Here is a 17,708-nt window from a genome sequence, read left to right as displayed (position 1 = left end):
GCGATGACTATCACCACTCCGTTGGCGGCGCTCTTCGGAGTGACGCCGGCGGCGTGGGCACTGATCGCCGTGGCATTGGCGGTCGGTTCGCTCACGCTGCTGATCGCATGGGCCAAGGTGCAGCCGCTGCTGGCATTCGTGGCGGCGGCGCTGATCGCGGCGCTGCTGCTGGGCGTACCGCTTGAGAATATCCCCAAGTCGATCGACAAGGGCATAGGCGACCTGCTTGGATCGCTGATTGTGATTGTCTGCCTGGGCGCGGTGTTCGGCAAGCTGATTGCCGACAGCGGCGCGGCGCAGCGCATCGCCAGTTACCTGATCGGCGTGTTCGGTTCCGCACGCATGCCGGTGGCCCTGACGCTGACCGGCTTCGTGGCCGGCATTCCGCTCTACTACAACGTCGGCTTCGTGCTGCTGGTGCCGCTGGTGTTCTCGCTGGTGTACCAGAGCGGCCGGCCGGCGGTGGCGCTGGCGATCCCGCTGCTGGCCGGGCTGTCGATCGCGCACGGCTTTCTGCCGCCGCATCCGTCGCCCACCGCACTGGTTGCGCAGTTCCACGCCGATATGGGCCGCACGCTGTTCTACGGTCTGATCGTCGCGGTGCCTACGCTGATCATCGCCGGCCCGGTATTCGCCATGACGCTCAAGCGCATCGAAGCCGCACCAGCGCCCATGTTCCGCGCCGGCCTGCGCGACGAGTCGGAGCTGCCGGGCGTCTTCAATAGTTTTGCGACCGCGCTGTTGCCGGTATGGCTGCTGGCCGCCGCCACCGGCGCCAGTATGCTGCCGATCGCCGATCCGGCGTTGAAGTCGCTGGTGGCTTTCCTGGCCAATCCCATGATCGTGATGCTGCTTGCCTTGCTGGTGGCGGTGTTCACGCTGGGCGTGGCGCGCGGCCAGAAGCTGCCGGTGCTGATGGCCGGCGCACAGGACGCCCTGCGCGACATCGCGCCCATCCTGCTGGTGATCGCGGGGGCGGGCGCGTTAAAGCAGGTGCTGGTGGATTCCGGCGTCAGCGCGCAATTGGGCACGCAGCTGGGCGCCTTGCCGGTGCCGCCGCTGGTGCTGGGCTGGATCGTGGCGACGCTGATCCGCATCTGCCTTGGCTCCGCCACCGTGGCCGGGCTGACGGCGGCCGGCATTGTGGCGCCGGTGGTGCAGGGCTCGGGCATCGACCCCAGCCTGATGGTGCTGGCGATAGGCGCCGGCAGTTTGATGTGCAGCCATGTGAACGACTCCGGCTTCTGGATGTTCAAGGAGTACTTCGGGCTGTCGCTGAAAGATACCTTCCGTTCGTGGACGCTGATGGAAACGCTGGTCGGTGTGTTCGGACTTATTTTCGTATTGATTCTTTCTGCCTTCTTGGGATAAACAGATGAAACCAATTTTGACTATGCTGGTTGCGGCAGCCTTTGCCGCGCCCATGTTGGTGCAGGCCGCATCGGTGTCGGCCTACCAGACCATGCCCAACGATCCGCGCGCCATCAAGGTGAAAGCGGTCGGCGATGGCCGCGCCGACGATACGGCCGCCATCCAGGAGGCGCTGACCGCCGCCGCCAATAAAGGCGAGGGCGGCGTGGTGTTCCTGCCGTCCGGCCGTTACCGCATCACCCGTTCGCTGCTGGTGCCGCTGGCGGTGCGCCTGTATGGCGTCGGCCCGACGCGGCCAGTGCTGGTGCTGGGCGCGAATACGCCGGGCTTCCAGAAGGGCGTGGCCAACATGGTGGTATTCACTGGCGGCGATCAGTACACGGTAGGCAAGGTGCCGGTGCCGGTCAAGAGCGCGGTGCCATACAACGAGAATGTGCGGGATGCGAATTCGTCGACCTTTTATTCGGCGATGAGCAATGTGGACTTTGAGATCGGCGACGGCAACCCGGCCGCCGCCGCGGTGCGCCTGCGCACGGCGCAGCACTCCTACCTGAGCCACTTGGACTTCCACATCGGTTCCGGCCTGGCGGGGGTGTACATGGTCGGTAACGAGAGTTTCGATCTGAAATTCTACGGCGGCCGTTATGGCATCCTGACCGAGAAGACTTCGCCGGCCTGGCAGTTCACGCTGATGGACACCACCTTCGAAGGCCAGCGCGAGGCGGCGATACGCGGCCACGAGGCCGGTCTCACGCTGGTCAACACCACCATCCGCAACACGCCGGTGGGGATTGAGATCAGCCGTGGCTATGGCGACTGGTTGTGGGGCAAGGACGTGCGCTTCGAGAACGTCTCCAAGGCCGCTGTCGTCATCAGCAACGAGGACAATGTCTACACGCAGGTTGGCTTCGATAACGCTGTCGCCAAGAACACGCCGGTGTTCGCGCGCTTCCGCGACAGCGGCAAGACGGTGCAGGGCTATGGTCCGACCTATCAGATCAGCGAATTCAATTATGGTTTGATGCTGCCGGGTGTCGGCAGCGTCGGCAAGTTCGGTACCCATGTGAAGGGCGCGGCGCTGAAAGCCCTGCCGGCGCAACGCACGCCCGTGATGCGCGCGCTGCCGGCCACCAAACAGTGGGCCAGTGTGCGCGACTTTGGCGCCGCCGGCGATGGCGTGACCGACGATACGGCGGCGGTGCAGAAGGCCATCGACAGCAGCCGCGTGGTCTATTTGCCGCAAGGCTTCTACATGGTGCAGGACACCATTCGCCTGAAACCGGATACGGTGCTGATTGGCTTGCACCCCGGCGTGACGCAGCTGGTGCTGCCGAACGGCGCCGCCGCTTACGCCGGCACGGATGGTCCGAAAGCGCTGCTGGAAAGCGCCAAGGGCGACGACGCCATCGTCACCGGCTTTGGCCTGGCCACCGGCGAGGTCAATCCGCGTGCGACGGCGCTGTTGTGGAAGGCTGGCGCCGAGTCGCTGGTGGACGATATCCGCATCCAGGGTGGTCACGGTACGCGCCTGTATGACGGCAAGCGCCGCGATCCTTATCAGAAGTCCGCCAACTTTGACCCCACCGCACATTGGGACCGCCAGTATCCCAGCATCTGGGTGACGGATGGCGGTGGCGGCACCTTTGTCGCTTGCTGGTCGCCTAGCACGTTTGCGCAGGCGGGGTTCTATGTCTCCAATACCAAAACGCCGGGCAAGGTCTACGAACTGTCGGCCGAGCACCACATCCGCGCCGAGATCGTGCTGGATAATGTGGAGAACTGGGAGTTCCTGGCGCCGCAAACCGAGCAGGAGGTGCGTGACGGCATGGATGCGGTGTCGCTGGAGATTCGCAACTCGCGCAACATCACGTTTGCCAACTACCACGCCTACCGCGTCACGCGCTCGATCAAGCCGGCCGTGTCGGCGGTGAAGATGACCAACTCGGGCGATATCCGCTTCCGCAATGTGCACGTCAATGCGGAAAGCGGCTATGCCACTTGCGATGAAAACGGCTGCGATACTTATCTGCGCGCCAGCAAGTACCCGTTCGAAAACACGCTGCAAGACCTGACGCACAAGCAGGAGGTGCGCGAGCATGAATTCGCGGTGCTGGACATCGGCCCGGCCACGCCAGCCAGCGCGGTACGCGCGGCCTACCCACAGGTCGAGAAGTTGGAAGGCGATTTCTACTCCATTGCCGGCGCGGCGGTGGACCGTAACGGCAAGCTGTATTTTGTCGACCGCCGCTTCAACCGCATCTACAGCTGGTCGAAAGAGGGCGGGCTGGCGGTGGTGCGCGATGCACCGCTCGATCCGGTCAATCTGGCCATCGATAACAGCGGATCGATTCTGGTGGTCTCCTCGTCCGGTCCTGAGGGCACGGTGTATTCGTTCGATCCTGCCCAAGCGGCCGGCCCGATCACCATCATCAAGCCGACACCGGCCAAGGCCAACGCCAATGCGCGCGTGGTGGTGCCGGTCAACTTCTGGCAGAACGGCGAGTTCCGTGACCAGCTCAACTTCGACACCTACGAGTTCACCACGCTGGCCGAGATGTTCGCCCGCGACGTGGCCCTGCCGAAGAAGCGTGAATACGTGTCGCCGGACGGCTCGCTGGTGCTGCCGGCTTACCGCGTGTTCAAACAAGGCCCCAACGACCACCTGGGCTACCGCTTCTCCGACACGCTGGATACCCACGGCCTGGTCTCGGCCGGCGCCAACGGCCGCGTGGTGTTCACCAACGGCTCCGAGAACCGCACCTTCAGCGGCGTGATCGGCGCGGGCGGCGCCATCACGGACCTCAAGCTGGCGGCCAATCGCGGCGGCGAAAGCGCGGCGGTGGATGGCAAGGGCAATGTCTATGTGGCCAATGGCCAGGTGTTCGTCTACGCGCCGGACGGCAAGGAGATCGGCCGTATCGACGTGCCGGAACGTCCGCTGCAACTGATCTTCGGCGGCGCCGACAAGCGCACGCTGTTCATCCTCACTCATCATTCGCTGTACGCGGCGGGAGGCTTCAATGCGCAATAAACTCGCTTGTCTGCTGATGGCGCTGTGCGCGCAAGCCGGCGCGCAGCAGGCCGCGCAGACGCCACCGGCCATCCGCCTGTGGCCCGACGGCGCCCCCGGCGCCGAGCAGCGCCGCGACGAAGCGGAAAAGGTCGACAACAGCTACGTCAGCAACGTGCACGCACCGTCGCTGACCGTGGTGCGCGCCCATCCGCGCCACGCCAACGGCGCGGCCGTGATCATCGCGCCGGGTGGCGGCCACCGCATGCTGGTGTTCCAGAACGAGGGCATGGTGGCGGCCAAATCGCTCAACCGCGCCGGCGTCACCGCCTTCGTGCTGAAATACCGCCTGGCGCGCGACGCCGGTTCCAGCTACTCCATCGAAAACGATGCGGCGGCCGACCTGCGGCGCGCCGTGCGCTGGGTGCGGGCGCATGCGGCCGAGTACAACGTCGATCCGCAGCGCGTCGGCATCATGGGCTTCTCGGCTGGCGGCGAACTGGTGTCGCTGGTGGCGGATAATCCCGAACCGCCGCTGCCGGCCAGACAGGACGCTGTCGACAAGCTGAGCGCGCGGCCGGACTTCCAGATTCTGGTGTATCCAGGCCCGCTGGGCTCGCCGGCGAAAGCCGCGCAAACCGCGCCGCCAGCCTTCATCGTGGCCGGCTCCAGCGACAAGTGCTGCATGCCGCCCGCGCTCACGCTGTACCAGCAGCTGATCGCGTCCAACGTCTCGGCTGAGCTGCACCTGTACGCCGACACCGACCACGCCTTCAACATGGGCCAGCGCTCCGAGCGCCTGTCCGACGCGCACTGGCCGGACCGCCTGCACGACTGGCTGAGCGACAGCGGCTGGCTGATTCCGCGCAACGGCCAGCCCCCGCAAGGCGTGCCTTCTCCACAGTAGAGTTGCGGCGCCGCCACTCGGTGTGTTACCGCACGGCGGCCGCTGCGGTAGAATTCCAGAATTGGATTGTGTTCCATTCAGGAGGCAGTAATGTCTACCACGCAAACTTTCCGCCCGGATCATCAATCGTCCGAGGTGGTGGAGGCCGGCATCGAGCGGGCCGACCGTGTCGGCCCCGAGAGCGCGGCCGAATACCTGAGTCATCGCGGGGTGGCGGAAAGCGTCATCAAGCGCGTTATTTCCGAACCGGAACATCGGCGCAACCCCGGCCGCCTGCGTTCGCGCGACGAACGTCTGCTCGAAGAAGGCTCGCGCCTCAATAAATTCATGCCGTAAGGAAAGCTCAGGCGTAGGAACCGGCTGACACGCCTTTATGTTCCCAACCTACATAAGACCTCTACGTGCTCCTATAATCAGCGCAACATAGCGGCGATATAGTGCTCTTCATCCGAGACCCACAAAGATGAGGCACGATATGTACGCAGCTAAACAGACTTCCGTTTCCGCCAGCATCCCACGCGCGATGCAGCAAGCCCCTGCGCCCGCCATCAGCCTGACCGGCGCCCAACAGAATGAATTGCTGCGCGCCCTGTCGCGCGAAGAATTGCTGGATTTGTTCGTGCACCTGGACCTGGTGCCGCTGGAAGCGGGCAAACGCCTGTTCGACACCGGTGACCTGATGGAGTTCGCCTACTTCCCCACCAACGCAATCGTTTCTTTGCAGTACGTCTCCGAGGATGGCGGCGCCGCCGAGGTGGCGGTGGTCGGGCGCGAGGGTGTGGTCGGCGTGTCGATGTACGAGAACGAGCGCGCCAACTGCTGCGCCGTGGTCCAGACCGCCGGCTACGGCTACCGCATCAAGTCCGCCGTGCTGCGCCAGGCCTTCTTTGGCGGCGGTGCGCTGGCCCAGCAGTTGATGCGGCATACCAGCGCGCTGTTCGCCCAACTGGCCCAGACCGTGGCCGGCGTGCGCCACGGCAGCATCGAGCAGCGCCTGTGCCGCTGGCTGCTGGAACGGCTGGACCGTTCGCTGTCGAATGAGTTGAAAGTGACGCAGGAGATGATCGCCAACATGCTGGGCGTGCGGCGCGAATCGATCACCTGCTGCGCCGGCAAGTTGCAGGAAGAGGGCCTGATCGAATACCGCCGCGGCACCGTCGTCATCCTCGACCGCCACGGCATGGAACGCCGCGCCGGCGGTTGCTATTCCCCGTCTTAATGTAAATACCTGGGCGCTTGCTGGAGCTGATCCAGCTTGCGCTGCACCAGCTGATACCAGGCCTGCGCCCAGCGTGCCGCCGCCTGCGATTCTTCCACCGTAGCTGCCGCCATCGTGCGCCGCACCGCCAGCATTTGCCGATGCATGGCATAGGCGGCGGGGTGGAATTTGCGGCGCGGGCGATGTGAGGTTTGCGTATCCATGCAGGTGATTCTGAACGCCGCACGTTGCTGCGGCTGTACGCTGCCTCACCTACGGGAAGCCTTTATTTACCTGGGTCCTTTTGATTGGCGAACTGGTCGAACTCGACGTTGTAGACCTCGTTGCCGACCTTTTCCACCTTGCGCACATATACCGTCTGCACGATGTCGCGGGTGGCCGGATCGATGGCGATCGGGCCGCGAGGGCTGTTCAGCTTGATGTTCTTGAGGATCTCCATCGCCTTGTCGCCCTCGATCTTGCCGTTCAGCTTGCGCGCCACCTCATAGATGGCGGCCATGCCGTCATAGGCGCCCACGGCCATGAAGTTGGGCCGGCCGCCGTCCGGATTGGTGGCGGCGAAGGCTTTCAGGAAGGCCGCGTTCTCGGGCGATTTGTGCGCCGCCGAGTAGTGGAAGGTGGTGATCACGCCCAGCGTGGCATCGCCCATGGCGGGCAGGACGTGGTCGTCGGTCAGGTCGCCGGTGGCGATCACCTTGATGCCGGCCTCGGCCAGGCCGCGCTCGCGGTAGCCCTTCATGAAGGCCACGCTTTGCTCGCCGGCCGGCACGAACACGAACACCGCGTCGGGCTTGGCGTCCTTGATGCGCTGGATGAAGGGCGCGAACTCCGGATTGCGCAGCGGGACGCGGATGGCTTCCGTGACGGTGCCGCCGCCCTTGACCAGCTCCGCCTTGAAAGCCGCTTCGGCATCGATGCCCGGGCCGTAGTCGGCCACCAGGGTCACCACTTTCCTGATCTTGTTCTTCACCGCCCAGGTGGCCATCGGCGCCGAGATTTGCGGCAGCGTCATCGAGAAGCGGGCGATGTAGTTGGACTTGGTGGTGACGGCCGAGGTGGCGGCGTTCATGACGATCATCGGCTTTTTGGCCTGTTCGGCGATCGGCGCCACGGCCAGCGCTTCCGGCGTCAGGCCGAAGCCGGCCAGGAAGTCCACCTTGTCGCGCACCACCAGTTCCTGCGCCAGGCGCTTGGCCACTTCCGGCGCCGGGCCGGTGGTGTCTTTGATGATGATCTGGATCTTCTTGCCGGCCACGCTGTCCCCATATTGCGACATATAGGCCTTGATGCCGCCTTCCATTTGTTTGCCATAGTCAGCGAAAGGTCCGGAGAAGGCGGCTATCACGCCAATCTTGATCGTGTCTTGCGCCCACGCGGCCGGCACGGCGGCCAGGGTGAATGCTGCAAGTGTCGCTATTTTCACTACTTTTTTCATGTTCATGCCTGTCTCCCGTGTTGTTCTGTGTCCGATGATTGACAATACACCGTGCGAATCATAGTATCCAATCTATGTGCGATTAACAACCCATTGTTCGATAATCGCACATCATTAAAACAACAGGAGACTAGGTATGAAAAACACGATTCGTGGCGCGGTGGCGCTGTTCTGCACTCTGGGCGCTTCGGCCGCCATGGCTCAATCGAATGTGACCGTGTACGGCCTGCTGGATAGCGGCATCGAGCGCGTCACCAATGTCAACGCCGCCGGCGACAGCGTGACCCGCATGCCGTCGCTGACTGGTTCCTTCCCTTCGCGTATCGGCTTCCGTGGCACGGAAGACCTGGGCGGCGGCCTGTCGGTCATCTTCACGCTGGAAGCCGGCCTGGCGGTCGACACCGGCACCATGGGGCAGGGCAATCGCCTGTTCGGCCGTCAGGCCACGGTCGGCCTGAAGGGCAACTTCGGTACGGTGAACATCGGCCGCCAGATCAATATGACTTACATCGCGATGCTGAAATCGGACGTGATGGGCCCGAACCTGTTCGCGATCGGCAGCATCGACTCCTACCTGCCGAATGCGCGCAGCGACAACGCCATCGGCTACCTGGGCAACTTCAACAACTTCGTGATCGGCGCCACCTACAGCACCGGCCGTGACGCTTCCAGCGCCGGCGGCCCTGCCGCCACCGGTTGCGCCGGCGAGGTGCCGGGCAATGCCAAGGCTTGCCGCCAGGTGACTGGCCTGTTTGGTTACGAAACCCCGGCGTTCGGCGTGAATGCTTCGTACGACATCTTGTACGGTAACACCGGCGCGGCCGCGGGTCTGACCAGCAGCAACAACAGCGACAAGCGCGTGACCGCCAATGCGTATGTCAAGGTAGGCGAGGGCAAGGTGGCCGGTGGCGTGGTCGACCGCACCACGCGCGCGGCGACCGGTCTGACCGAGTCCGACCTGTACTTCCTGGGGGTGAGCTATCCGGTGACGCCGTTCACCACCATCGATGCGCAGTGGGCGCGCAAGGATGTGAAGAACAGCGGCGACGACGCCACCATGCTGGTGGCGCGTGCGACCTACTACTTCTCGAAACGTACCGCCGTGTATGGTGGTGTGGGCCGCATGAAGAACTCGGGCCTGTCGGCGGTGGCGCTGGATGCCGGCGGCACCGTGGGCGCCGGCAAGTCGCAGAACGGCGTGATGGCCGGCATCCGCCACACCTTCTAAAGCGGCGTCGTCCCGGCGCAGGCCGGGACCCAATTTAATTGGATTCCGGCCTGCGCCGGAATGGCGTTTACGGCAGCAACACCGCCAGTTCCTGCGCGCCGCGTTGCAGCACGGGCAGGAACTCGTGCTGCAACTGCTCCACGCTGACGCGGGCCGCTTGCGCGCCCACGTTCAGCGCCGCCAGCACCGTGCCGGAGGCGCCGCGCACCGGCACGGCGATCGAACGCAGTCCCAGTTCCAGTTCCTCATCGTTGATGGCGTAACCGTCGCGGCGCACCTGGGCCAGCACTTCGCGCAGGCGCTTGGGGTTGACCACGGTGTTGACCGTCATCGGCCGCAAGCGCGTGTGCTCCAGATACGCATCCAGCTGATCCGGCGGCAGATACGCCAGCATCACCCGGCCCAGCGAGGTGCAGTAGGCCGGCAGGCGGCTGCCGGTGTTCAGCGCCACCGACATCACGCGCGACGTCGCCGCCCGCGCCACGTACAGCACTTCGCCATCCTCCAGCACCGCCAGCGAACTCGATTCATTGAGCGCGCGGCTGATGTTGTTCAGGTAGGGCTGGGCCGACACCGTCAGCGGCGTCGACGACAGATAGGAGTAGCCCAGCGTCAGCACCTTGGGCCGCAGCGAGAAATTGTTCAGCTCCGCGTCGACGTAGCCCAGTTCGCGCAAGGTGTGCAGGCAGCGGCGCACGGCGGCGCGCGGGATGCCGGTCTTCTGGCTGATGCTGGCGATGGTCTGCGGCTTGCGCGCGTCGCTGAACGCGCGCAGCACGGCCAGGCCGCGCGCCAGCGAGGTCATGAAACTGGGATCGGTCATCGCATCGATCTGCTCGGCGATGGTCGGTTCGCGGTCGTCATCCGCGTCGATAACAGGGGTGGCTTTAGACATGGCGTGATTTTAATGCAGTCATTGGTTTCAATAGGCGTTTTTTTCTTGACCGGGGCTGACGCAAGTTCTACACTGGGTGTGCGGTAATCAATCATTAGTTCGATTATCGCACAACATGCACTGGAAAGCAGATATGATCGATAAAACTTTTGAATCACTGGAGCGGGCGGTCGCCGACATCCATGACGGCGCCACCGTCATGATCGGCGGCTTCGGCAATGCCGGCATGCCGTCGGCGTTGATCGACGCCCTGATCGCGCAGGGCGCGAAGGAACTCACCATCGTCAACAACAACGCCGGCAACGGCGAAACCGGCCTGGCCGCGCTGCTCAAGGCCAAGCGCGTGCGCAAGATCATTTGCTCCTTCCCGCGCCAGACCGACTCGCATCATTTCGATGCCCTGTACCGCGCCGGCGAAATCGAACTGGAACTGACGCCGCAAGGCAACCTGGCGGAGCGCATCCGCGCCGCCGGCGCCGGCATCGGCGGCTTCTTCACGCCGACCGGCTACGGCACGCTGCTGGCCGAGGGCAAGGAGACGCGCCTGATCAACGGCCGCCAATATGTGCTGGAGTCGCCGATCCACGCCGACTTCGCGCTGATCAAGGCGCTGAAAGGCGACCGCTGGGGCAATCTGGTCTACCGCAAGACCGCGCGCAACTTCGGCCCCATCATGGCCATGGCCGCCAAGGTCACCATCGCCCAGGTGCAGGATGTGGTGGCGCTGGGCGAACTGGACCCGGAAGTGATCGTCACGCCGGGCATTTTCGTACAACGCGTGGTGAAGGAATCGGCATGAGCACTCATCGTTATACCCGCGACCAGATGGCAGCCCGCGTCGCGCAAGACATTCAGGAAGGCGCTTACGTTAACCTCGGCATCGGCCTGCCGACCAAGGTCGCCAACTATCTGCCGACCGACCGCGAAGTGTTCCTGCATTCGGAGAACGGCTTGCTGGGCATGGGCCCCGCGCCGGCCGAAGGCGAGGAAGACGAAGACCTGATCAACGCCGGCAAGCAACCGGTGACGCTGTTGACCGGCGGCGCCTTCTTCCACCACGCCGATTCCTTCGCCATGATGCGCGGCGGCCACCTCGACGTCTGCGTGCTGGGCGCTTTCCAGGTGTCGGCCAAGGGCGACCTGGCCAACTGGCACACCGGCGCACCGGATGCGATTCCAGCCGTGGGCGGGGCCATGGACCTGGCGCTGGGCGCTAAGCAGGTGTTCGTCATGATGGAACACCAGACCAAGACCGGTGAGAGTAAGATCGTCGCTGAATGCAGCTATCCGCTGACCGGCGTGGCGTGCGTCAACCGCATCTACACCGACATGGCGGTACTGGACGTCACCAAAGACGGCCTGCGCGTGCTTGAAATGGCGCCTGGCCTGACGTTTGAAGAATTGCAGGCCGCTACCGGCGCGCCGCTGTTGAAAGGATAAGTAACATGACCGAAGCATTTATCTGCGATGCCATCCGCACCCCCATCGGCCGCTACGGCGGTTCGCTGAAAGACGTGCGCGCCGACGATCTGGGCGCGATTCCGCTGCGCGCGCTGAAGGAGCGCAATCCCGGCGTGCAGTGGGATCAGGTGGACGACGTGTTCTACGGCTGCGCCAACCAGTCGGGTGAAGACAACCGCAATGTGGCGCGCATGTCGCTGCTGCTGGCCGGTCTGCCGCAGGAGGTTCCGGGCACCACCATCAACCGCCTGTGCGGCTCTGGCATGGACGCCATCGGCACCGCCGCGCGCGCGATCCAGGCCGGCGACGCCAGCCTGATTATCGCCGGCGGCGTGGAATCGATGACGCGCGCACCCTACGTCATGGGCAAGGCCGATAGCGCCTTCTCGCGCAGCGCCAGGATCGAAGACACCACCATGGGCTGGCGCTTCGTCAACAAGGCGCTGAAGGAAGTCTACGGCACCGAGACCATGCCGGAAACGGCCGAAAACGTCGCCGCCGATTACGGCGTCAGCCGCGCCGACCAGGACGCGTTCGCGCTGGCCAGCCAGCAGAAGACCGCCGCCGCCATCGAGGCCGGTGTGTTCAAGCAGGAGATCGTGCCGGTAACGCTGCCGGTCAAGAAGGGCGATCCTGTGGTGTTCGCGCAGGACGAGCATCCGCGCGCCACCACCACCGAAGCGCTGGCCAAGCTGAAAGGCGTGGTACGCGCCGATGGCACGGTCACCGCCGGCAATGCCTCGGGCATCAACGACGGCGCTTGCGCGGTGCTGGTCGCCAGCGGCGAGGCGGCCAGGCAGCACGGCCTGAAACCGCTGGCGCGCATCGTCGGCATGGCCACCGCCGGCGTGGCGCCGCGCGTGATGGGCATCGGCCCGGTGCCGGCAGTGCAAAAGCTGTTGCGCCAGACCGGCCTGACGCTGGATCAGATGGACGTCATCGAATTGAACGAAGCCTTCGCGGCGCAAGGCCTGGCCGTGCTGCGCGAACTGGGCCTGAAGGATGACGACCAGCGCGTCAACCCGAACGGCGGCGCGATCGCGCTGGGTCACCCGCTGGGCATGAGCGGCGCGCGCCTGGTCACCACCGCGACCTACCAGCTGCACCGCACCGGCGGCCGTTATGCGCTGTGCACCATGTGCATCGGCGTGGGACAGGGCATTGCGATGATTATCGAAAAAGTGTAGTTTTAGTTGCAGGAAGTAGTGGAGACAAAATGAAAATGCAAAATCAAAACGGGAGGCAGACATGCTAGCCAATTTCGCCGGTGTGCTGTTCGACGGCATCGCCTACGGCAGTCTGCTGTTCCTGATCAGTGTCGGCCTGTCGGTCACGATGGGCATGATGAACTTTATTAACCTGGCCCACGGCGCGTTCGCGATGCTGGGCGGTTACGTCAGCGTGTCGTTGCTGTCGCGCTTTGGGGTGCCGTTCCTGGCGTCGCTGCCGCTGGCCTTCATCGCCTCGGCGGTGGTGGGGCTGGTGCTGGAGCGGCTGCTGTATCGCCGCCTGTACAAAGCCAGCCATCTGGATCAGGTGCTGTTTTCGATCGGCCTGACCTTCATGGCGGTGGCCGGCGCCACTTACTTCTACGGCCCGACGCAACAGCCGGTGGTGCTGCCGGACTGGCTGCGCGGCCAGGTGTCGCTGCTGGGTCTTGACGTTGGTTCGTACCGCCTGTTCCTGATCGGCGTGGTGGTGATCGTGACCATCGCTCTCGGTCTGCTGATCGAGCGTACCCGCTTCGGCGCGCAGATCCGCGCTTCGGTGGACAATCAGACCGCGGCCGCGGGCCTCGGCATCAATGTCAGCCTGGTGTTCAGCCTGACCTTCGCGCTGGGCTCCGGCCTGGCCGGTCTGGGTGGCGGCCTGGGTATCGACGTGCTGGGCCTCGACCCGACCTTCCCGGTCAAATACATGGTCTACTTCCTGCTGGTGGTGGCGGTGGGCGGTGCCGGCACCATCAAGGGCCCGCTGCTGGCGGCGGCCATTCTCGGCGTGTTCGACGTCGCCGGTAAATACTACGTGCCGGAAGTCGGCGCCTTCGTGATCTATGCACTGATGGTTGTGCTGCTGATCCTGTTCCCTGCTGGCCTGATGCGGAGGAAAGCATGAACGCCTTTGTTGAAACGGAGACCAAACCTGTGTCCCAAGCTGCTCGCATCCTGCCCGCTCCCAAACTGCCTAACGATCGTTGGCAGCCGCTGGAAATCGTCTTCTGGCTGCTGCCGATCGCGGCCTACTTTGCCTTCCCCGGCTATCTGGTGCTGATCAGCCAGATCATGATCGTCGGCCTGTTCGCGGTGTCGCTGGATCTGATCCTCGGCTACGCCGGCATCGTCTCGCTGGGCCATGCCGCCTTTTTCGGGCTTGGCGCCTACACCGCCGGCCTGCTGTCGGTGCATGGCTGGGGCGAGCCGCTGAGCGGCCTGCTGGCCGGCGGCGTGGTGGCCGGTATCGCTGGCCTGCTGACCGCTTTCCTGGTGGTGCGCGGCCAGGACCTGACGCGTTTGATGGTCACGCTGGGCATTGGCCTGATGCTGTTTGAAGCGGCCAACAAGGCCGCCTTCATCACCGGCGGCGTCGACGGCCTGTCCGGCATGATGGTCGGTAAGCTGTTCGGCACTTTCGAGTTTGACCTGAACGGCAACGTCGCTTTCTGGTACAGCTTCGTGGTGCTGTTCATCGTGTTCGCGGTGCTGCGCCGGGTGGTCAAGTCGCCATTTGGCCTGAGCCTGATCGGCATCCGCGAAGGCGTGCGCCGCATGCCATCGCTGGGCGTCAACGTGAACCGCCGCCTGGTGGCCGTGTTCACGGTGGGCGCAGTGGTTGCCGGCCTGGCTGGCGCTCTGCTGGCGCAGACCACGCAGTTTGTCGGCCTCGATTCGCTGGGCTTCCCGCGCTCCGCTGAACTGGTGATCATGCTGGTACTGGGCGGCACCGGCCGTCTGTATGGCGCGCTGGTTGGCGCGGCCGTGTTCATGCTGGCGCAGGACTACATCGCCGGCCTGAACCCGACCTACTGGCAGTTCTATATCGGCCTGCTGCTGGTGCTGATCGTGCTGTTTGCACGCGGCGGCATCCTGGGCGGTCTGGAACGCGTGCTGCACATGGTGAAACCTCAACGCAAGGAGCAGCCATGAGCCGCGACATCACTTTACGTACCGAAGGCCTGAGCAAGAAGTGGGGCGCTTTCGTCGCCAACAGCGATGTGTCGCTGACCTTCGAGCCGGGCGCGCGCCACGCGCTGATCGGCCCTAACGGCGCCGGCAAGACCACCTTCATCAACTTGCTGACCGGCGCCTTCAGCCCAAGCAGCGGCAAGGTGTATCTGGGCGGAGAGGACATCACGCACCTGCCGCAGCATGAGCGTGTCCACTGCGGCATGACGCGCACCTTCCAGCTCAACACCCTGTTCGCCGGCATGACGGTGCTGGAGTCGGTGGCGCTGGCGATCAGCGAGCGTCGCGGTTTGCGGAATGTGTGGTGGAAGACGGTGGCCAATCATCCGGAAGTGATTTCGGAAGCGATGGAGCTGCTGGCCACCTTGAAGCTGAGCGATCAGGCCAACAGCATCACGCGCAGCATGGCTTACGGCAAGCAGCGGCTGGTGGAGATCGCGCTGGCGCTGGCGACCAAGCCGCGCATCCTGCTGCTGGACGAACCGGCGGCAGGCATTCCGCAGGCCGAGAGCAAGGAGCTGTTTGAAGTGCTGGCGCAGTTGCCGCGCGATGTGACGGTGCTGTTCATCGAACACGATATGGGACTCGTGTTCCGCTTCGCCGACCGCATCACGGTGCTGGTGGGCGGCAAAGTGCTGACCGAGGGCACGCCGGCGGAAATCGCCGTCGATCCGCGCGTCAAGGAAGTTTATCTGGGGGAGTCGGAACATGACTGAATTGCTGGTGTTGGATAAGGTCACCGCCGGATATGGCGAATCGATCGTGCTGGAAGATGTGTCGTTCACCCTGAAGGAAGGCGATTCGCTGGCGCTGCTGGGCCGTAACGGCGTCGGCAAAACCAGCCTGCTGGTGACGTTGATGGGTCTCACGCGCCTGCACAAGGGCAGCATACGCTGGGCCGGCGGCGATATCTCGCGCGTGTCGACCCACAAGCGTTCGCGCGCTGGCCTGGGCTGGGTGCCGCAGGAGCGCCATATGTTCCCGTCGCTGACGGTGGAGGAGCACTTGACGGTGGTGGCGCGTCCCGGTCCGTGGAATCTGCAAAAGATTTACCAGATGTTCCCGCGCCTGTTCGAGCGCCGCAACAACATGGGCAACCAGTTGTCCGGCGGCGAGCAGCAGATGGTGGCGATCGCGCGTGCGTTGATGACCAATCCGCGCATCCTGTTGCTGGATGAGCCGATGGAAGGCCTGGCCCCCATCATCGTGCAGGAGCTGGTGCGGGCAATCCGCAAGCTGGTGCAGGAAGAGGGCATGTCGGTGATCGTGGTGGAGCAGCATGCGCGCCTGGCGCTGTCGCTGACGCAGCGCGCCATCGTGTTGGATCGCGGCCGCATCGTGCACGACTCGGACAGCGCCAGCCTGCTGGCGGACGGCGATAAGCTCGACAAGCTGGTCGCCGTAGCCTAGAAAGTAAAAGGCGCGCTTTGTTAGCGCGCCTTTTTTTATTTCTTGGTGTAGATGCCGACGCCGACGAAGTATTTGTCGTCAGCCTTCTTCACGTAAGAGGACTTCGGCTCCAGCGCCTTGCTCACCGGGTTCACCCACACATAGTCCACCCAGCCGGTCTTGCCGCTCATGGCCAGATCGCGCATCTCTTTCGAGAAGTACTTGCCGTTGGCGTCGCGTAGTTCGATCATCTCTTTATTATTCAACTTGGGATTGGTGCCGTGGCATTTCATCACCGCCTTGGAGTCGTGCACGAACACGTAAAGCTCGCCCTGGATATAGCCGCCTTTCGGATCGGCGAAATCCTTGCATGCTTCATCGATGCCTTTCTTCTGGATGTTGGCCACGGCCTTGTCGACCAGCGCGATGGCTTCCTGTTTATCCTGAGCGAATGCCGGCAGGGCGGCAGCCAGCATAAGAGCCGCGGTCAAATGGCTGAATTTCATGATGTCTCCCGGATGATTTACTTTTTGGTGTAGATGCCGACGCTGACCATATACTTCTCATCCACCTTGCGCACATAGGCGGATTTCGGTTCCAGCACTTTCGAGGTTGGATTCGGCCATACATAATCGACCCAGCCAGGCTTGCCGGATTGCGCCACGTTGCGCATCTCCTTGGTGAAGTATTTGCCGTTGGCGTCCTTCAGTTCAATCATGTCCTTGCCGTTCATGCGCGGGATGGTTGCGTGGCAGACCATCTTGCACTGCATGTCCTGGACGACCACGTACACCTCGCCCTGGATATAGCTGCCCTTGGGATCTGCAAAATCCTTGCAGGCTTCTTCCACACCTTTTTTCTGGATATTGGCTACCGCCTTGTCGGCCAGCGCGACGGCTGCGGCACGCTCGGCTTCCTGGGCATAAACGGTAGGCATGGCCGCCAGCATGGCGACAGCGGCTAACTGAGTCAATTTCATTTTGTCTCCTGTATTTTTATAGCGGGCGCCGGATGTCCGGCAAGGCCTATGCTAGCGCAACAGGTGTGCGATTAATAGGCTGTTGTGCGATCAGCGCACTGTTTCGCGCGGCGCGAGCGGTGCGCGACTTTGTTCGTTGTTTTCTTGTACCAGCTTAGTCAGCAGCGCCATGAATTGCAACTGTTCCGGACCGGTGAGAGGGGCGAGGAGGCGACGGCGCAGGCGCTGCGCGCCGGGGATCAAATCCTCCAGCAGACGTTCGCCGTCCGCGGTGATGGTCAGGGCGCGCTGGCGGCGATTGGTCGGTATCACTTTGCGTTCCAGCAGGCCTTTCTCTTCAAGGCGCGCGCACACGGTCGCGCCGGTGGAGGTATCGATGCCGGTGGTGGCGGCCAGCGACACCTGATCGATGCCCGGCTGCGCCGCCAGATTGCGCAGCATCGCGTACTGCACCGGCGTCAGCTCGGAACCCATTTCGTCGTAAAAAATCGACACCGAGATTTGCTGCGCGCGGCGCAGCAAGTGGCCCGGATGCTCGTATAGATTGATTAACTTGCTTTCGGTTTCTGGCATGGTTGTCTCGTCTTGTGCGACGCCGCATCTGAATTGTGTTTACTTTGTGCCCGTACTGT

General features: G+C 63.7%; 19 protein-coding genes. 13 read left to right on the top strand and 6 right to left on the bottom strand.

The window, feature by feature from the left end; genetic code table 11:
• Positions 1-3 precede the first annotated feature (3 nt).
• From GM676_RS04550 to GM676_RS04530, 5 genes are all read left to right on the top strand, one after another.
• Positions 4-1,371: a GntT/GntP/DsdX family permease gene (locus tag GM676_RS04550; protein ID WP_155462200.1), complete on the top strand. Its 1,368-nt coding sequence runs from the start codon at positions 4-6 to the stop codon at positions 1,369-1,371.
• A 4-nt stretch (positions 1,372-1,375) separates the two neighbouring features.
• Positions 1,376-4,402 carry a glycosyl hydrolase family 28-related protein gene (locus tag GM676_RS04545; protein WP_155462199.1) on the top strand — a complete coding sequence of 1,009 codons (3,027 nt, stop codon included), beginning with the start codon at positions 1,376-1,378 and terminating at the stop codon, positions 4,400-4,402.
• Positions 4,392-5,288: an alpha/beta hydrolase gene (locus tag GM676_RS04540; RefSeq protein WP_155462198.1), complete on the top strand. Its 897-nt coding sequence runs from the start codon at positions 4,392-4,394 to the stop codon at positions 5,286-5,288. The genes GM676_RS04545 and GM676_RS04540 overlap by 11 nt, the downstream gene beginning before the upstream one ends.
• Positions 5,289-5,378: 90 nt before the next feature.
• Positions 5,379-5,624, top strand: coding sequence for a hypothetical protein (locus GM676_RS04535; protein ID WP_155462197.1), 246 nt, complete (start codon positions 5,379-5,381; stop codon positions 5,622-5,624).
• Between the two features lie 139 nt (positions 5,625-5,763).
• A complete protein-coding gene (locus tag GM676_RS04530; protein ID WP_155462196.1) occupies positions 5,764-6,507 on the top strand; it encodes a Crp/Fnr family transcriptional regulator in 744 nt (247 codons plus the stop codon).
• Here the strand turns inward: GM676_RS04530 and GM676_RS04525 are convergent.
• Together GM676_RS04525 and GM676_RS04520 are read right to left on the bottom strand one after the other, a co-directional pair.
• Positions 6,504-6,710, bottom strand: a complete 207-nt coding sequence (locus GM676_RS04525) for a hypothetical protein (protein ID WP_155462195.1) — start codon at positions 6,708-6,710, stop codon at positions 6,504-6,506. The two genes, GM676_RS04530 and GM676_RS04525, sit on opposite strands and share 4 nt — an antisense overlap.
• A gap of 62 nt (positions 6,711-6,772) precedes the next feature.
• Entirely contained in the window at positions 6,773-7,948 is a 1,176-nt protein-coding gene (locus GM676_RS04520) for an ABC transporter substrate-binding protein (RefSeq protein WP_155462194.1), read from the bottom strand.
• Positions 7,949-8,078: 130 nt separating this feature from the next.
• On the opposite strand from GM676_RS04520, the gene GM676_RS04515 reads away from it, so the two are divergent.
• Entirely contained in the window at positions 8,079-9,170 is a 1,092-nt protein-coding gene (locus tag GM676_RS04515; RefSeq protein WP_155462193.1) for a porin, read from the top strand.
• A 67-nt stretch (positions 9,171-9,237) separates the two neighbouring features.
• Here GM676_RS04515 and GM676_RS04510 read toward each other — a convergent pair whose 3' ends face one another.
• Complete coding sequence (locus tag GM676_RS04510) at positions 9,238-10,065, bottom strand: IclR family transcriptional regulator domain-containing protein (RefSeq protein WP_155462192.1); 828 nt, start codon at positions 10,063-10,065, stop codon at positions 9,238-9,240.
• 133 nt (positions 10,066-10,198) lie between these two features.
• On the opposite strand from GM676_RS04510, the gene GM676_RS04505 reads away from it, so the two are divergent.
• The 7 genes from GM676_RS04505 to GM676_RS04475 all read left to right on the top strand — a co-directional run bounded on the left by GM676_RS04505 (position 10,199) and on the right by GM676_RS04475 (position 16,118).
• Entirely contained in the window at positions 10,199-10,864 is a 666-nt protein-coding gene (locus tag GM676_RS04505) for a 3-oxoacid CoA-transferase subunit A (RefSeq protein ID WP_155462191.1), read from the top strand.
• Positions 10,861-11,505 carry a CoA transferase subunit B gene (locus GM676_RS04500; protein WP_155462190.1) on the top strand — a complete coding sequence of 215 codons (645 nt, stop codon included), beginning with the start codon at positions 10,861-10,863 and terminating at the stop codon, positions 11,503-11,505. Before GM676_RS04505 ends, GM676_RS04500 begins: the two co-directional genes overlap by 4 nt.
• Positions 11,506-11,510: 5 nt before the next feature.
• Entirely contained in the window at positions 11,511-12,713 is a 1,203-nt protein-coding gene (gene pcaF / locus GM676_RS04495; protein WP_155462189.1) for a 3-oxoadipyl-CoA thiolase, read from the top strand.
• 61 nt (positions 12,714-12,774) lie between these two features.
• Positions 12,775-13,641, top strand: coding sequence for a branched-chain amino acid ABC transporter permease (locus GM676_RS04490; RefSeq protein WP_155462188.1), 867 nt, complete (start codon positions 12,775-12,777; stop codon positions 13,639-13,641).
• On the top strand, positions 13,638-14,669 hold the full coding sequence (locus GM676_RS04485; RefSeq protein WP_155462187.1) for a branched-chain amino acid ABC transporter permease: 1,032 nt from the start codon (positions 13,638-13,640) through the stop codon (positions 14,667-14,669). The genes GM676_RS04490 and GM676_RS04485 overlap by 4 nt, the downstream gene beginning before the upstream one ends.
• Positions 14,666-15,424, top strand: a complete 759-nt coding sequence (locus GM676_RS04480) for an ABC transporter ATP-binding protein (protein WP_155462186.1) — start codon at positions 14,666-14,668, stop codon at positions 15,422-15,424. The genes GM676_RS04485 and GM676_RS04480 overlap by 4 nt, the downstream gene beginning before the upstream one ends.
• A complete protein-coding gene (locus GM676_RS04475) occupies positions 15,417-16,118 on the top strand; it encodes an ABC transporter ATP-binding protein (protein WP_155462185.1) in 702 nt (233 codons plus the stop codon). Before GM676_RS04480 ends, GM676_RS04475 begins: the two co-directional genes overlap by 8 nt.
• 35 nt (positions 16,119-16,153) lie before the next feature.
• Here the strand turns inward: GM676_RS04475 and GM676_RS04470 are convergent, their stop codons facing one another.
• The 3 genes from GM676_RS04470 to GM676_RS04460 all read right to left on the bottom strand — a co-directional run bounded on the left by GM676_RS04470 (position 16,154) and on the right by GM676_RS04460 (position 17,649).
• A complete protein-coding gene (locus tag GM676_RS04470) occupies positions 16,154-16,603 on the bottom strand; it encodes a cache domain-containing protein (RefSeq protein WP_155462184.1) in 450 nt (149 codons plus the stop codon).
• 17 nt (positions 16,604-16,620) lie between these two features.
• Positions 16,621-17,076 (bottom strand): cache domain-containing protein, encoded by a 456-nt coding sequence (locus tag GM676_RS04465; RefSeq protein ID WP_155462183.1) that lies wholly within the window; start codon positions 17,074-17,076, stop codon positions 16,621-16,623.
• 90 nt (positions 17,077-17,166) lie between these two features.
• Positions 17,167-17,649, bottom strand: coding sequence for a MarR family winged helix-turn-helix transcriptional regulator (locus tag GM676_RS04460; RefSeq protein WP_155462182.1), 483 nt, complete (start codon positions 17,647-17,649; stop codon positions 17,167-17,169).
• Positions 17,650-17,708 lie beyond the last annotated feature (59 nt).

Origin of the sequence: Duganella radicis (genome assembly GCF_009720825.1) — a bacterium.
GTDB lineage: Bacteria > Pseudomonadota > Gammaproteobacteria > Burkholderiales > Burkholderiaceae_D > Rugamonas > Rugamonas radicis.
Note: the sequence above shows the minus strand (reverse complement) of the source record. Positions and strands in the feature narration are given on the sequence as shown.

What these genes read in the sequence shown, in the direction of transcription:
- GM676_RS04550 (WP_155462200.1), top strand. Translation starts at nt 4, where the DNA reads ATGACTATCACCACTCCGTTGGCGGCGCTCTTCGGAGTGACGCCGGCG.
- GM676_RS04545 (WP_155462199.1), top strand. Translation starts at nt 1,376, where the DNA reads ATGAAACCAATTTTGACTATGCTGGTTGCGGCAGCCTTTGCCGCGCCC.
- GM676_RS04540 (WP_155462198.1), top strand. Translation starts at nt 4,392, where the DNA reads ATGCGCAATAAACTCGCTTGTCTGCTGATGGCGCTGTGCGCGCAAGCC.
- GM676_RS04535 (WP_155462197.1), top strand. Translation starts at nt 5,379, where the DNA reads ATGTCTACCACGCAAACTTTCCGCCCGGATCATCAATCGTCCGAGGTG.
- GM676_RS04530 (WP_155462196.1), top strand. Translation starts at nt 5,764, where the DNA reads ATGTACGCAGCTAAACAGACTTCCGTTTCCGCCAGCATCCCACGCGCG.
- GM676_RS04525 (WP_155462195.1), bottom strand. Translation starts at nt 6,710, where the DNA reads ATGGATACGCAAACCTCACATCGCCCGCGCCGCAAATTCCACCCCGCC.
- GM676_RS04520 (WP_155462194.1), bottom strand. Translation starts at nt 7,948, where the DNA reads ATGAACATGAAAAAAGTAGTGAAAATAGCGACACTTGCAGCATTCACC.
- GM676_RS04515 (WP_155462193.1), top strand. Translation starts at nt 8,079, where the DNA reads ATGAAAAACACGATTCGTGGCGCGGTGGCGCTGTTCTGCACTCTGGGC.
- GM676_RS04510 (WP_155462192.1), bottom strand. Translation starts at nt 10,065, where the DNA reads ATGTCTAAAGCCACCCCTGTTATCGACGCGGATGACGACCGCGAACCG.
- GM676_RS04505 (WP_155462191.1), top strand. Translation starts at nt 10,199, where the DNA reads ATGATCGATAAAACTTTTGAATCACTGGAGCGGGCGGTCGCCGACATC.
- GM676_RS04500 (WP_155462190.1), top strand. Translation starts at nt 10,861, where the DNA reads ATGAGCACTCATCGTTATACCCGCGACCAGATGGCAGCCCGCGTCGCG.
- pcaF (WP_155462189.1), top strand. Translation starts at nt 11,511, where the DNA reads ATGACCGAAGCATTTATCTGCGATGCCATCCGCACCCCCATCGGCCGC.
- GM676_RS04490 (WP_155462188.1), top strand. Translation starts at nt 12,775, where the DNA reads ATGCTAGCCAATTTCGCCGGTGTGCTGTTCGACGGCATCGCCTACGGC.
- GM676_RS04485 (WP_155462187.1), top strand. Translation starts at nt 13,638, where the DNA reads ATGAACGCCTTTGTTGAAACGGAGACCAAACCTGTGTCCCAAGCTGCT.
- GM676_RS04480 (WP_155462186.1), top strand. Translation starts at nt 14,666, where the DNA reads ATGAGCCGCGACATCACTTTACGTACCGAAGGCCTGAGCAAGAAGTGG.
- GM676_RS04475 (WP_155462185.1), top strand. Translation starts at nt 15,417, where the DNA reads ATGACTGAATTGCTGGTGTTGGATAAGGTCACCGCCGGATATGGCGAA.
- GM676_RS04470 (WP_155462184.1), bottom strand. Translation starts at nt 16,603, where the DNA reads ATGAAATTCAGCCATTTGACCGCGGCTCTTATGCTGGCTGCCGCCCTG.
- GM676_RS04465 (WP_155462183.1), bottom strand. Translation starts at nt 17,076, where the DNA reads ATGAAATTGACTCAGTTAGCCGCTGTCGCCATGCTGGCGGCCATGCCT.
- GM676_RS04460 (WP_155462182.1), bottom strand. Translation starts at nt 17,649, where the DNA reads ATGCCAGAAACCGAAAGCAAGTTAATCAATCTATACGAGCATCCGGGC.